This window comes from Ruegeria sp. CDSA077, from assembly GCF_059612265.1.
Genome location: NZ_JBXWQG010000014.1, coordinates 42,973 through 57,363, shown reverse-complemented (window position 1 = coordinate 57,363; position 14,391 = coordinate 42,973). Strand labels below are relative to the sequence as shown.

General features: G+C 55.0%; 13 protein-coding genes. 11 read left to right on the top strand and 2 right to left on the bottom strand.

Annotation, left to right across the window (positions count from 1 at the left end; all coding sequences use genetic code 11):
- Positions 1 to 117 precede the first annotated feature (117 nt).
- The 3 genes from AC2FLE_RS18840 (at position 118) to AC2FLE_RS18830 (ending at position 2,252) form a co-directional block, all read left to right on the top strand.
- Positions 118 to 1,509 carry an MATE family efflux transporter gene (locus AC2FLE_RS18840; protein WP_496698951.1) on the top strand — a complete coding sequence of 464 codons (1,392 nt, stop codon included), beginning with the start codon at positions 118 to 120 and terminating at the stop codon, positions 1,507 to 1,509.
- Entirely contained in the window at positions 1,506 to 1,937 is a 432-nt protein-coding gene (locus AC2FLE_RS18835; RefSeq protein WP_496698950.1) for a glyoxalase superfamily protein, read from the top strand. Before AC2FLE_RS18840 ends, AC2FLE_RS18835 begins: the two co-directional genes overlap by 4 nt.
- 114 nt (positions 1,938 to 2,051) lie before the next feature.
- Positions 2,052 to 2,252, top strand: coding sequence for a hypothetical protein (locus AC2FLE_RS18830; RefSeq protein ID WP_496698948.1), 201 nt, complete (start codon positions 2,052 to 2,054; stop codon positions 2,250 to 2,252).
- On the opposite strand, the gene AC2FLE_RS18825 is transcribed toward AC2FLE_RS18830, so the two are convergent.
- Positions 2,236 to 2,697, bottom strand: a complete 462-nt coding sequence (locus AC2FLE_RS18825; RefSeq protein WP_496698946.1) for a hypothetical protein — start codon at positions 2,695 to 2,697, stop codon at positions 2,236 to 2,238. The two genes, AC2FLE_RS18830 and AC2FLE_RS18825, sit on opposite strands and share 17 nt — an antisense overlap.
- 484 nt (positions 2,698 to 3,181) lie before the next feature.
- Here AC2FLE_RS18825 and AC2FLE_RS18820 point away from each other — a divergent pair, with 484 nt between their 5' ends.
- The 3 genes from AC2FLE_RS18820 (at position 3,182) to AC2FLE_RS18810 (ending at position 6,320) form a co-directional block, all read left to right on the top strand.
- Positions 3,182 to 4,153 (top strand): ABC transporter substrate-binding protein, encoded by a 972-nt coding sequence (locus AC2FLE_RS18820; protein ID WP_142638587.1) that lies wholly within the window; start codon positions 3,182 to 3,184, stop codon positions 4,151 to 4,153.
- 67 nt (positions 4,154 to 4,220) lie between these two features.
- Entirely contained in the window at positions 4,221 to 5,249 is a 1,029-nt protein-coding gene (locus AC2FLE_RS18815) for an ABC transporter permease (RefSeq protein WP_058274114.1), read from the top strand.
- Between the two features lie 12 nt (positions 5,250 to 5,261).
- Positions 5,262 to 6,320: a quaternary amine ABC transporter ATP-binding protein gene (locus tag AC2FLE_RS18810; RefSeq protein ID WP_058274115.1), complete on the top strand. Its 1,059-nt coding sequence runs from the start codon at positions 5,262 to 5,264 to the stop codon at positions 6,318 to 6,320.
- A gap of 33 nt (positions 6,321 to 6,353) precedes the next feature.
- On the opposite strand, the gene AC2FLE_RS18805 is transcribed toward AC2FLE_RS18810, so the two are convergent.
- Positions 6,354 to 7,277 (bottom strand): LysR substrate-binding domain-containing protein, encoded by a 924-nt coding sequence (locus AC2FLE_RS18805; protein WP_058277183.1) that lies wholly within the window; start codon positions 7,275 to 7,277, stop codon positions 6,354 to 6,356.
- A 216-nt stretch (positions 7,278 to 7,493) separates the two neighbouring features.
- Here AC2FLE_RS18805 and AC2FLE_RS18800 point away from each other — a divergent pair, with 216 nt between their 5' ends.
- The 5 genes from AC2FLE_RS18800 (at position 7,494) to AC2FLE_RS18780 (ending at position 14,335) form a co-directional block, all read left to right on the top strand.
- Positions 7,494 to 9,119 carry a fatty acid--CoA ligase gene (locus AC2FLE_RS18800; protein WP_496674466.1) on the top strand — a complete coding sequence of 542 codons (1,626 nt, stop codon included), beginning with the start codon at positions 7,494 to 7,496 and terminating at the stop codon, positions 9,117 to 9,119.
- Entirely contained in the window at positions 9,116 to 9,802 is a 687-nt protein-coding gene (locus AC2FLE_RS18795; protein WP_058277181.1) for a dimethylsulfonioproprionate lyase family protein, read from the top strand. Before AC2FLE_RS18800 ends, AC2FLE_RS18795 begins: the two co-directional genes overlap by 4 nt.
- Before the next feature lie 11 nt (positions 9,803 to 9,813).
- Complete coding sequence (locus tag AC2FLE_RS18790) at positions 9,814 to 11,934, top strand: 3-hydroxyacyl-CoA dehydrogenase NAD-binding domain-containing protein (RefSeq protein WP_496698943.1); 2,121 nt, start codon at positions 9,814 to 9,816, stop codon at positions 11,932 to 11,934.
- Positions 11,931 to 13,115 (top strand): acetyl-CoA C-acyltransferase, encoded by a 1,185-nt coding sequence (locus AC2FLE_RS18785; protein ID WP_142638594.1) that lies wholly within the window; start codon positions 11,931 to 11,933, stop codon positions 13,113 to 13,115. The genes AC2FLE_RS18790 and AC2FLE_RS18785 overlap by 4 nt, the downstream gene beginning before the upstream one ends.
- Positions 13,116 to 13,243: 128 nt before the next feature.
- Positions 13,244 to 14,335 carry an AraC family transcriptional regulator gene (locus tag AC2FLE_RS18780; RefSeq protein WP_496698941.1) on the top strand — a complete coding sequence of 364 codons (1,092 nt, stop codon included), beginning with the start codon at positions 13,244 to 13,246 and terminating at the stop codon, positions 14,333 to 14,335.
- Positions 14,336 to 14,391 lie beyond the last annotated feature (56 nt).

Sequence of the window (14,391 nt, the reverse complement as noted above, 5' to 3'; positions counted from 1 at the left end):
CGCTGACTTTTGTCTTGGTTAAGTTCTGCGACGTAATTCTCTATCTACCTCTTTCCGCATATCGCGCGGATGGTAATGCGGGTCCCATCTCAAATTGCGCGATCAGGCAAGAGAGATATGACCGATAGCCCCACTAATACATTCACCGATGGGCCGCTTGGCACCATCTATTTTAGGACCGCACTCCCGATAATTTTCGTGATGGGAATGAATGGGCTTCTGTCTGTTGCAGATGCGCTGTTTCTGGGCATTTATGTAGGCCCTGATGCGCTGGCTGCGGTCACGTTGATGTTCCCGATCTACATGCTGATTGTGGCGCTTTCCACGCTTGTGGCGAACGGCATGTCGAGCCTTCTGGCGCGATCCCTTGGCGCGGGTGACATGAACGGCGCGCGTGCCACGTTTGCAGGCGCACATGGGCTGGCAATTGGATTGGGCGCAGTTCTGATAGTGTTGTTCCTTCTATTGGGCCAGCCAGTTGCATTGCTGGCCGCTGGTGGGTCAGAGACTTTGGCGCAGATGGGGTTGGTCTACCTGCGGATTACGGTGTTCTTCTCACCGCTTTTGTTCGTGTTGTCGGTAAATTCTGATGCGCTGCGCAACGAAGGGCGCGTGGGCTTTATGGCCGCGATGAGCCTGCTGGTTTCGATTGCAAACATCGGGTTCAACTACGTACTCATCGCCGTTCTGGACATGGGCGTAGCTGGGTCAGCCCATGGCACAGCGGCGGCACAAGCGCTCGCGTTTGCGATCATATTTGCATTCCGATTGTTTGGGGAAACATCGCTGCGTCCTGCGACCTTGCTGTCCCATTCCGTATGCGGAAAATGGGGGCGGATCCTCGCACTGGGTGCACCACAAAGCCTCAATTTCATTGGACTAGCTCTCGGGTCGGCCGCGATTATCTCAGCCCTCCAATGGATTGGTCGCCCGGGTTACGCCGACACAATTACTGCTTACGGGATCATCACGCGGGTCATCACCTTTGCTTTCCTGCCACTTCTGGGCTTGTCGTTTGCAATGCAGACGATCACGGGCAACAACTTTGGTGCTAAACTTTGGCAAAGGTCAGATGCAAGCCTGCGCATGGCACTTTGGGTCGCGTTTGTTTATTGCGCAATCGTGCAGGTCGTTGTGATTAGCATGCCTAGCCGGATCGCCAGCGCGTTTGTAGACGACACGTCGGTCATTGCAGAGGTTGCGCGCATCTTGCCGGTAATGACATGTGTCTTTTTCCTGTTGGGCCCGTTGATGATGATTGCGACCTATTTTCAGGCGATTGGATCTGCAGGAAAGGCAGCCCTTCTAGGGCTGACAAAACCTTATGCCTTTGCGATCCCGTTGACGTTCCTGTTGCCCCTCTGGTTTGGCGAAGTTGGCATCTGGTATGCGGGCCCGCTGGCCGAAGTGATGATGTTGGGTCTCACTGTTGTAGTGTTGTGGCTCTCTGCCCAAGACCCAGAGTTAAAATGGGGTATTTTCCACACCAAAAAAGGAGTGGCGTCATGAACACGCAATTTCCGTCAGCTACGCAAGCCAAGGATCAAGCTAAGCGTTTGCGCACAAAATTGACCGAGGAAGGGGCATCGATTGGCCATGCCAAGTCCCTCGAGTTGGTCGCCCACCAACACGGGTTCCGCGATTGGAACACGATGTTTGCAGCCATCGGAAACGGACCAACCAAGGGATGGGCCATCGGGGACAAGGTCAGCGGAACGTATCTATCGCAACCGTTCACGGGGCATGTGATCTCTATTTCGATCATGAAAACAGGATGGTTCCGGTTAGAGCTGCACTTGGGTGAAGCCGTAGACGTTGTCACATCCGAAGGCTTCTCAAATTTCCGCTCGCGCATTCGTGGTGTAATTGGTCCCAAAGGACATTCTGTTGAACGGACAAGTGACGGGCAGGCACACCTTCAAATCAATTTATGCTGACAGGGAAATCCGGTTCTTAAATTTGTCAGCGGCTGTTGGCGCGATTGAAGCCGATGGCCGTCTTGTCTAGCAACCTGCGAATATGTCGTATTAAAAATTCTGCGCAATCGACGAATGGCAGATTTTGCCGCTGACCTGCGGCAGCGGAACCTGACCTCTTACGGCGATTTTCGTGCTGCGAGCACGCGCAGCAAAAATACCGAAGGTACAGATTGGGCTCAAAGCCGTCATCTGACAGTTTTTGTATGGTTCAAACGATCAGAAGTGGTGGTCGATGTCTGTTGTGCGGACTTAGCCGTCATTCGGCTTTTTTGATTTGGTCTTCGAGCTCTTGCAAAAACTCGTCTCGTTCTTCACTAGAGAACTTGTCCAAATTATAGTGTAACCATCCCCAACATGACGGAATGGCATATCTTAGTGTCGAAGGGTATTCAGGCGGGCGAACCAAACCCAAAACAACGTTGGCGTTTGTTACAAAGCCGTAAATATCAAATGCTTCCGGCTCCGCACCTAGCTCGTCACCTGTCGACTCCTTGTCCAAGCATGTTCTAACGGAAAACTGTTCTGCACCAACTCCATACAAGTATTGAGCATCGGAATACCTCGCATTCCAGCACAGCTCATAGTCGGAAGATTCAATTTCAAATGTCTTGACGTTGGCTGTGACCAGCAAAATCTCCTGCGAGAAAATGTCATCGTAAGCAAAATTCGGATCAGGACTGCAGGCCAACGCAACTGAGCCTAAAGACAAGATAAACAAGAGGAAGCTTCGAAACCAAACAATCATTCAATAGGGAGTAGCAGTTGTTTTAGCCTTCGAAAAGTTTGATGTTAGGTCTGAAGCTCTGTCGCTTTGGGCTCTAACCGCAAGTTGGTGCAAGCCGCAGAGAAGGTCCGGTGCGAGCCCAATCTACCGATGCTGCAGCTAGTTCGAATGGGCGTGATGAGCACAGAACGGACGTCCCCGGGTTTGATCACTCCTCCTGCCGACTCCTGAGAAGAGGCAATAATACACACGCATAAGCCACCTATGGATTTACATCTAAGAAGCTTTCGTTGGAACGGAGGTCACTAAATTCGAGCCTGGCTTCAACTCTCCACCTGTAAACAATTGTACATGATCCAAAATTCTTTTCAGTTTTTTGCCATTAGGCCTGTCGGTACAAATCATCACTACAAACAAGGCGAATTTTGGCTTGGAGCGTTTCTCTGCCCCTGTTTCGCCGATGACAAGGAGGAAAGAAATGTTCAAGATTTCAGCGGGTCTCGGGTGCGTATTTGCTGCGGCAATCACCGCTTCGGCGGCCCAGGCAAACGAATGCGGTGAAGTATCACTGATGCAGGCCGATTGGGGGTCAGCGCAAATTGTGACCGCGGTCTCGAAGTTTCTGATGGAGCAAGGCTATGGTTGCGAAGTGACCACGGTTCCGCTCTCGAGCAACCCTGCGCTGGCATCCGTATCCGAGACCGGAGAGCCCGATATTCTGACTGAAATCTGGACAAACGGCGCGCCGGCTTACCAAGGGCTGGTTGCTTCAGGTGCGATCATTCCTGTGACCGAAGTTTTGTCAGATGGCGGTGTCGAAGGGTTCTTTGTTCCGAACTACCTTGTGGAAGAGCATCCGGAACTGGCAACAATTGAAGGCATCGCAGCCAACCCCGAACTCGTCGGAAATCGCTTTCACAACTGCCCCGAGGGATGGACCTGTCTAAATGTCAGCACCAACCTGATGAAGGCAGGCGGGCTGATTGATGCAGGCATTGAAAACTTCGTGCATGGATCAGGCGAAACCCTTGCGGCTTCGATCGCTGCCGCCTACGAAAACAAAGAGCCATGGTTCGGCTTTTATTGGGCACCAACATCGGTACTGGGCAAATACCCGATGACCCTGGTCGATATGGGCCCCCATGACCCTGAAAAGCACGCCTGCAACATCACAGCGGAATGCGCGACGCCAGAAATGAGCGCCTTCCCCCGCAGTGAAGTCGTTACAGTTCTGTCGAAAGAATTCATGGCCGAAAACGCAGCAGTGTCTGACCTGATGACAAATCTATCCTTCACCAACGCTCAGATGGGCGAAACGCTGGCATGGGTTGAAGACAACAATGCCTCCTACGATGAAGGCGCGGTGCATTTCCTAACAACCTACAAGGATGTCTGGGGGGCGTGGCTTAACGATGCTGCGCGCGACAAGCTTTCCGCCTTGCTGCAGTAAACTGCATGGACAGGGGCATCCTCAGCGATGCCCCTAACGCACTGAAGTAGATCGGAAAGTGGGAAAAATGGCCTTCTATGACAAGTTATTCAGCGCATTGGGTTTGAGCGAATGGTGTGGCACGTCCGATGACAAAGCGCCTCTTTCGCTGGCTGATCTTGCGGCGCAAGCAGGAGGAGAAGAGGCCTCTGAGCCGCTCATTCCAATTCCCTCGTTTGATAATCTGCACGAAAGCTGCAACCGCATATGGCAGTCGCGCGATGTAACCAACGGGATCGAAGAAGGGTTTCTGGCAGCCAAACCGGTCCTGAAAACCGTTCTGGACCCGATCACGCAGCCATTGAGCTGGATATTGGATGGCGCACTTTGGCTGTTTGAAGCGACGCCATGGTTCATCATGGTACCGCTTCTGGTGGCGATTTCCTGGTACGCGTCACGTTCGCGCCCTGTGACGATCTTCGTGGCCGCCTCGATTATGATGCTGGCCCTCGTAGACCACTACGATGTGGCGATGCAAACCCTGTCGATCGTCTTTGTGTGTACGACGATTTCGGTGCTGTTCGGTGTGCCAATTGGAATTGCCATGTCGAAATCCGACCGATTGCAAAAAGGCGTCGTTCCGTTGCTCGACCTGCTGCAGACCCTGCCGACATTCGTGTACCTGATCCCTCTGATTTTCTTGTTCTCGGTCACGGAATCCAAACTGTACGGGATTGCGATCATCCTTTACGCGATTGTGCCGGTGATCCGTTTGACCGACCTTGGCATCCGGCTTGTCGACAGGGATGTGATCGAGGCGGCCAATGCCTTTGGCATGAAGGACCGCCAGAAACTGATGCGGGTGCAACTCCCTTTAGCGCTGCCCAATATCATGGCCGGAATCAACCAGACCATCATGATGAGCCTTGCCATGGTCGTGATCGCCTCTCTTGTTTCGGCCCCTGGCCTTGGCGTGAACGTGTTGCGCGGTATCCGAAACCTTGAACTGGGTGTGGGCATCGTCGCGGGCATCGGCATTGTTCTGCTGGCCGTGATCCTTGACCGCGTATCCAAGGCAGCTCTCACACGGGTCGATAAGACCCAAGTCAAACATTAAGGAGCCGGTTCAATGACACAACCAATGGTCCGCCTGTCCGGGCTCTATAAAATCTTTGGCGCCCGCGACAAGGACGTGTTGCAGCATGCCAAAGGAGGCATGGGCAAGGAAGAATTGCTGGCGCAGCACGGGCACGTGTTGGGGCTCAACAACATCAACGTCGATATGCAGGCGGGGGAAATCACAGTGGTCATGGGCCTGTCCGGCTCTGGGAAATCTACTCTGATCCGCCACCTGAACCGGTTGATCGAACCCACTGCGGGCGAGATCATCGTGCAGGGTGAGGACGTGATGCAACTGTCCGAGGACGGGTTGCGCCATGCTCGACAGGAAAAGATGTCGATGGTGTTCCAGAAGTTCGCGCTTTTGCCGCACAAAACCGTGCTGAAGAACGCAGGCATGCCGCTCTCGGTGCGCGGCGAGGACGAGGCGACTTGCGACCGTGAAGCCGCCAAGTGGCTGGATCGCGTGGGTCTGAGCGGGTTCGAGAACCATTATCCAGCGCAATTGTCCGGTGGGATGCAACAGCGTGTGGGCATTGCCCGGGCGCTGACCGCGAACACACCGATCATGCTGATGGACGAGGCTTTCTCGGCTCTTGACCCACTGATCCGAACAGACATGCAGGACCTGCTGCTCGAGCTGCAAAAAGAGCTGCACAAGACCATCATCTTCATCACTCACGATCTAGATGAGGCGTTGAAGCTGGCCGATCACCTTGTGATCCTTAAAGACGGCTTTGTCGTGCAGCAGGGCGAGCCGCAGCATATTCTGTTGAACCCCAACGATCCTTACATCGAAGACTTCGTGAGCGACATCAACCGAGCACGGGTTCTGCGGGTCCGCTCGATCATGACCCCGCTGGACGGTGGCCAAGTGCCAGAAGATGCCCATGGCGAAGTGGACGTGAACGACACGCTCGAAAGCATGATAGCGCGGTCCGGCGGGGATACGTCACACGCCTATGTTGTCAAGGATGGGGAGAAGACAGTCGGCTCACTGGATATGACTGAACTGGTTCGCGCACTCGTCCCTCGCGTCGCATCCGAAGCAGGCGCACGTCAGTCCTGACGCGCGCTGACGACAAAGCTGGAATTCATCAGATCAGGCCCGAAATAGCCGCATGGTTGGGTCGGCTTCGATCTGTTCGAACAGCCAGTCAACAAACGTATCGAGCTTTGGGTTGGGTGCACGTTCTTTTTGCGTCGCCAGATACCAGCTGCCTGGCTCGGGCACCGAAATATCAAACGGTTTGACCAGGCGCTCCCTTTCAAGGTCACGCGTGCAAAACGGTGCTCTTGCGACGCTGATACCGTGATTTTTTAGAACAGCTTCACGGACCAGCGGGTAATTGTCGAAAACAGAGCCAAATTTCATCGTTTCGCGATCTAAGCCCGCCGCATCCAACCAGCAGTCCCAGTCATCCGGCTCATTCCATGTGTTTGGGACACTCAGCAACAGGAAATTTCTTAGCTCTTCCAGCGGCATTCCACCGCTTGCGGTTTTCAAGGCCTCCGGAGCACATACCGGGTAGATATCCGTTTCGAACAAGGGGCTATAGTCAAACCGTTTGTCAAATGGTGGCGCGTTGAACACGCCCACATCGAACCGGTGCATGTCATAATCACCGTCTTCAAAAGTAGAGACGATGCGCACGCGTGTGTCCGGATTATCCTGAAGAAAGTCTGCCAATCTGGGCTGTAACCACATTGTATTGAAACTTGCGTAGGACTGAACGAGCAACACGTCCGGTTCCTCAGGTGTCTGGATGCGCCGAGTGGCTTTGATGATTCCCTGAATGTGTTCGCGTATTGGCGGGTAATATTGCTCGCCAGCCGGTGTTAGCTCGACCGAACGGCTTGTGCGTTCCAGTAGTTTAACACCGATTGTTGTTTCTAATGCTTTGACCTGGTGGCTGACTGCCGCATGCGTCACACAAATCTCGTCAGCGGCCTTTCGGAAACTCTTGTGACGCGCCACCGCCTCAAAAGCGCGCAGTGAAACCAGCGTGGGCATGTGAGTGGTCATTGCTGCATCTCCTCGATGAAATCAATTCTGCTTACCCTCAAGCAGAGTTATCCGACGACGGGCGCGAACATAGCAGGGTATTGATACTCTTTTTCATAACCTGTCAGGGGGTAGCACGCAATTCGCGGTGCGATGTGATCGGTTAGAATTTCTTGATGAAAGGAAATTTCTTTCAATTCTTCCACGGGGTGAGAAATGCCAGATTAGCAGATAGAGATGTTATGGGATTCCACCTTCATGCCACCACTTTCACCCTCGCCAAATGCATATGGCTATCCGTTGCTGATTAAACACTTGCTGGCCGGATCCCAGCTCGCGTCAGCCAGCCAAGAGATCGTCAGCGGCACCGAAATGCGGTTGAGCTATGCGGACTTGGGCAAACGCGTGCGCCAACTTGCCAATTCTTTAAAGGCGAGCGGGATACATGAGGGTATGCGCGTTGGTGTCATGGATTGGGATACGCACCGTTATCTTGAGTGTTTTTTCGCGATCCCGATGATGGGCGGGTCCCTTTTCACGATCAACGTGCGTCTGTCTCCTGCTCAGGTTCTTTATACGATCAACCATGGACAACCGGATCTGATCATCGTGCACCGCGATTTCATGCCGCTCATTGAGGGTATCAAATCGGGCTTTGATCGGGACATCACCATCGTGCCGATTGGAGACGGAGAAGGATATGAAGAGTGGATAGGCAAAGCCCCAGGCAGCTTTGACTTCCCGGACTTCGATGAAAACCAAACGGCAACCTTGTTTTATACAACCGGGACCACCGGCAATCCCAAGGGGGTGAGCTATTCACATCGGCAGTTGGTCCTTCACACATTGAGCTTGATCGCAGGTTTCGGCGCATGGCCCGGGAATGCCGGATTTCATCGCGGCGACGTCTACATGCCGCTGACGCCCTTGTTTCACGTCCACGGCTGGGGATTTCCATATGCCGCAACGATGCTGGGGCTGCGTCAGGTCTATCCCGGTCGATATGACCCTGACACAATCTTGCGATTGATTGCAGACGAAAACGTCACCTTTTCACACTGCGTGCCCACGGTTCTGTCAATGGTGCTCGACCATCCGGGCTGCCCACAAATTGACCTGGACAGATGGAAAGTGATCATTGGCGGGGCCGCTTTGCCGCGAGGCCTGCAGGACCGCGCCGCGGCGGCAGGCATATCCTTACATGCGGCCTATGGGATGTCCGAAACCTGTCCGTTTCTGACGGTGGCCGATTTGTCCAGCAATGACCCCGAGATGCAGGCGCAAACCGGCTTTCCCGGCCCTCTTGTCGACCTTCGTGTTGTGACACCGGATATGCAGGACGTCCCACATGACGGCGAAACAACCGGCGAAGTTGTTGCTCGGGCTCCCTGGTTGACACAAGGCTATCTGGATAATGCGCAAGCCTCGGATGAGCTTTGGGACGGTGGGTATCTGCATACCGGGGATGTTGGGTATATCCGCGAGAATGGATCGTTGCAGATTACTGACCGCCTCAAGGATGTGATTAAGACCGGCGGCGAATGGATATCCTCACTGGCACTGGAAAACATAGCATCGTCTTGCAGCGGCGTTGAGGACGTCGCAGCAATCGGGCTGCCGCACGCGAAATGGGGCGAAAGGCCAGTGTTGGTCGCTCAAGCCGCAAAGGATGCCGACCCGGATCTTGTGCGCTTGAGAGTCATGGAAGAAATCCAGTCGTGGGTTGACGCAGGCGAGATCTCAAAATGGGCAGTTCCAGACGAATTAATCTTTGTCGACCGCCTACCTAAAACCAGCGTCGGCAAGCTCGACAAGAAACTCGTGCGGCAAGATATTTCAACGCGCTCGGACCTAAAATCATGACAGACAAACAACGTCGTATTCAGGCGCTTATTCAATCGATTGTCACCTATCTGCAGGCTCACAGAGCTGCCACGCGCGGCGTTGATCTGACGTTGGACAAGCTGGCAGCCATGGATCTGTCCGATGAGAAGCTCATTGACTTACCTCCCCAAGGAACCCGGCATGATGAGGTTCTGAAGAACGCTGTCGCCGGGATTGCAGCCCCGGAATTGCAGGAAATCGCAGGCTGTCTGAAAGCGGCCAAGGATGATCTGATCTGGCGCGAAGACAACGCCCAATTCTATCCCCCCGGTGCCGATTTGGGAGAGGGATACACAAGGTGCAACCTGCATACTCTGCTGATCGGGCCGGATGCATGTGGATATCACCATCTCGATTTCAACCTTGGCATTTTCATGCTGGGACCAAGGACGCTGTATCGCGACCACAACCACGACGCGCCAGAACTGTACCTGAACCTTTCCGAGAAATCTGGTTGGCGGTTTGGCACCCGTGACTGGCAGGATTATCCGGCTGGATCACTTATCTGGAACGCGGCGGGCGATCCCCACGCCACCCGGGTCTATGACCAGCCATTCATCTCCGTCTTTGTCTGGCTCGAGAACGTGAATTCACCCTGCAATGTAATCCACTTCGACGATTGGGCAGAGATCGAACAAGATCTTGCCAAACAGTCCAATTGAGGTTTCCAAACATGATTTCCATTAAACATACCGAGGGTGTCGCTTTCATTGAGCTGAATGCCCCGCCAGTGAACGCTCTTGGTCTCAAGATGCGACTGGCGCTTTCCTCGGCCATCCACGAGTTGGACGCCGATGAACAGGTCAAAGCCATCGTTCTATGTTCGGCTCTGCCGCTCTTTTGCGGCGGCGCTGACATCGTCGAGTTCCGTACCGGGGCAGTTTGGGACAAGCCGGACTTGCCAGACCTGTGTGAAACGATTGAAACCAGCAAGAAACCCATTATCGTCGCGATAGCAGGTCCCGCGATGGGTGGTGCGCTGGAGATCGCGCTTGCCTGTGATTACCGTGTCGCCACGCCGGATGCCGTGATGGGCCTACCTGAGATCAAACTGGGGCTGCTGCCTGGTGCCGGAGGCACCCAGCGACTACCCCGGATTGCCGGGCTGGAAGCGGCAACGCAAATGATCCTCTCGGGTGATCCCGTGAAAGGCGAATATGCCCTGTCTTGTGGGCTGGTCGACGCACTATTTGAGAACGACCAGGATTTTCGCGCGCATGTTTTGGGTTTCGCCACCCGTGTCAGCCATGAGGGCGATCCGAAACGCGGTTGCATGGATATGACCGTCACACACCCTGATCCGAAGGGATATCTGACGGGTTTCCGAGACCAGATAGCGCACACGTCCAAAAACCTTGTCGCCCCTGAACGCTGCTTGGTATCCATCGAGGCCGCGTGCGAATTGCCGCTGGCCGAGGGGTTGGCACAAGAGAAGGTAGGTTTCGCTGAACTGCTCGACACACCTCAATCGCGCGCGGGGCGGCATCTGTTCTTCGCAGAGCGTGAATGCACCAAGGTTCCCGGCGTTACCCGTGCTGACCAACCACGTAGCATTTCATCGGTCGCCGTGATCGGTGCCGGAACGATGGGGCGCGGCATTGCCATCGCCTTTCTGCAGGCGGGATATCCGGTCACGCTTCTGGAAACCACACAAACTGCGCTGGAACAGGGGCTGGAAAAGGTCCGGGAGCATTTCCAGCGTGCGGCTCAAAAAGGGCGGCTCAGTGCCGATCGGGCAGAGGCAATCGCCGCCAACGCCACCGGGACGCTCAGCTATGCAGACCTTGCGAAGGCTGACCTGATCATTGAAGCGGCGTTTGAAAGCATGAATGTCAAACACCAAATTTTCGCGAGCCTAGACCAGCACGCCAAACCTGGCGCGATACTGGCCTCAAACACATCGACATTGGATCTTGATGAAATCGCCGCGGTCACGTCCCGCCCGGAGGATGTGATTGGTCTCCATTTCTTCAGCCCGGCCAATGTCATGCGCTTGCTGGAGGTGGTGCGCGGCGCCAAGACCGCTCCCGATGTCATTGCAACGGCAATCACGGTCGCAAAGAAGATCCGGAAGCTCCCTGTCACGGTTGGCGTGTGCTACGGCTTTGTTGGAAACCGGATGCTGGAACCATACTTCCGCGAAGGATCTCGTCTGCTTCTTGAGGGGGTGACGCCGAAACAGGTGGATGACGTCCTTGAAGGCTTCGGCATGGCCATGGGCATTCATGCGATGGCAGATCTGGCCGGAGTCGATGTGGGCGCACGCGTGCGTCAGGAACGGCGTAGTGAAATCGCGCATGACCCGACATACCAGGCTGTGCAGGACAGGTTGTTTGAACTGGGCCGACTGGGTCAGAAAACCGGGCGTGGAAGCTATGTCTACGAGGGACGGACACGGGTCGAAGACCCTGAGATAGTTCAAATCAGTTCCGATCTGGCGGACCTGCATGGTGTGAAGCGCAGGGACATCGACGATCAGGAAATCCTTGAACGGTGTCTGTTTCCCCTGATCAACGAGGGCTTCTTGATCCTTGAAGAGGGCATTGCAACGCGCCCGGGTGATTGCGACCTGATCTGGACCAACGGCTATGGCTTTCCGAACTGGCGCGGCGGCCCAATGCACTATGCCGACGAGTTTGGATTAAGCCAGATTCTGGAACGCATGAACCACTATCGGCAGTCGCTTGGTGCCTATGGTGAGATGTGGTTCACGCCTGCGCCTTTGCTGGAAGAACTCGCAACCTCGTGCGTAACACTTGCCGCGCATTTTGATGCCAAAAAGGAAAAATCATGAGAGCAGCCGTTGTCGTCTCAACCGCACGAACCCCTATTGGGGCTGCCTTCAAAGGTGCGCTGAACAACATCAAATCCCCTACCATGATGGGGCACGCCATTCAACACGCTGTTGAACGTGCAGGCGTGGACCCCGGTTCGATCGAAGATGTCGTCATCGGATCGGTCCTTACGGCGGGAACCGCAGGCATGAATGTCGCGCGTTTGTCGGCGCTGGCGGCGGGCCTTCCCAATACGGTGGCAGGACAGACGATCGACAGGCAATGTTCATCGGGATTGATGGCCATTGCGACGGCCGCAAAGCAGGTCATTGTGGATGGTCAGAATGTCTCGGTGGCAGGCGGGCAGGAAAATATTTCCATCCTGCAGAATGCCTATCTGAAATGGGCGGGCGATGAGAAAGATCCAAACGTTATCGCCCAATCTGAACATGCCTATATGCCGATGCTGATGACGGCGGAAAATGTGGCGCAGGTATATGGGATCAGTCGTGACGCCCAGGATGAATACGCTGCACTTTCCCAAGGTCGGACGGCCCGGGCTCAGGCCGCTGGCGCCTTTGATGACGAGATCGTTCCGATCACTGCGATAAAGCGGGTCAAGAACCGCGAAACCGGAGAGGAAACCCTGGACGAGGTGACCTTGTCAAAAGACGAAGGCAACCGGCCGGGCACGACGGCCGAAACTCTCGGGGCATTGAACCCAGTTGTCGAAGGAGGCGTGATTACTGCCGGAAACGCAAGCCAACTCTCTGACGGGGCCTCGGCTTGTGTGCTCATGGAAGGCAAAGTGGCTGAGCAGCAGGGCCTCACACCGCTAGGTATCTATCGCGGCATGGCTGTTGCAGGAAACGCACCGGAAGAGATGGGGGTCGGCCCGATCTTTGCAATTCCAAAGCTGCTGAAGAATGCAGGTCTTCGCATCGAAGACATCGGCCTTTGGGAGCTTAACGAAGCCTTTGCCTGCCAGGTTCTGTATTGCCGTGACCATCTTGGGATCGATCCCGAAATCTACAACGTGAACGGCGGTGCAATATCGATTGGCCACCCCTACGGCATGACAGGTGCGAGACAAGTCGGGCATGCTCTGATTGAGGGGAGGCGTCGTGGCGTGAAATACGTGGTGACCTCCATGTGTGTCGGCGGAGGCATGGGCGCCGCAGCACTGTTCGAAGTCGCCTGACCCCACTGAAATTAGTTCAAGCAGAGCGTTATCTGGTTGAGACATTGACATTCTGTCATCTGCGAGGGTCGCCATCTGCAAGCCTGCGTTTCATGTCGACCGGAATTGGTGATACCTCCTGAGGCGTTATGACCAATGTCGCGCCAACGATCCTTTCCACGGTTTCCAGCCAGTTTGTCGATGACTGGCTGGCGGCGCTGCGTGCCCTGTGCCCAGAGGCGCAGATGGCTTCGCTGCTGAGCCGGTCCGGTCTGAACGCGGATACGCGCTCGCCGAATGGTCGCGTCACGCTGGATCAGATCGTTTGCCTCTATCAACTTGCTGCAGTTGAGACCGGCGATGAGATGATGGGGCTTTGGAGCAGGCCCGTGCGACCGCGTGCCCTGCAACACCTTCTGACGACAGTGCGCGAAGCCACATCCTTGCCATCTGCACTTTACCGGTTTTCGACCTTCTGGAATTTGCTGCTGGATGACTATCAGTTTGATCTGGATGACACTGACAGCGCCCTCACACTGAGCCTGAACCCGCAAACAGATGCGCCTGTGCAACGGTTTGGCCACATGCTGATCCTCAAACTTGCCCACGGGCTCATGTCTTGGCTGGCAGGGCATGAGGTTCCGGTTAAAGCCGTTGATTTCGCGTTTGATCGCCCGGACTTTGATCAGGATTACGCGATCATCTTTCCTGCATCGCTGCGGTTTGGCCAGCCCGCCACCGCAATCTCGTTCGATCCGAATGCACTGGGTCCCGTGCAGACGCGCAGCACCGCTGACCTTGACCGGTTTTTGCAAAACGCGCCGCGGGACTGGATTTTCACCTCGTCGCGTGAACACACCCAATCGCTGCGCGTGCGCACCTATCTGGGCCAAGCGGGATGGGGCGCGGCCACCCTGACCCAGACAGCATCCGCAATGCACATGACCCCGCGCACCCTGATCCGCAGGTTGCAGGCGGATGGCACGTCGTTTCAGGCCATAAAAGACGCCCTGCGCCGCGACACCGCGATCCGCGACCTGCAGGCGGGGCGCAAAAGCGTTGAGGCAATTGCGCAGGATGTGGGCTTTTCCTCGGCTGCCAACTTTCATCGGGCCTTTCAGCGTTGGACCGGCAGCAGGCCAAGCTCCTACCGCAGGAAAAAACGTAAGGCGCCGTTTTTGTCACTTTTGGACAATGATCTGTCAGCGCAAGAGATAGAGCTTAGCAAGCCCGATCGCTAAATCTTGTTGCAACAAAGCATTCTTATCTAAATTTTCGCCTTTACAGCCCATCAATC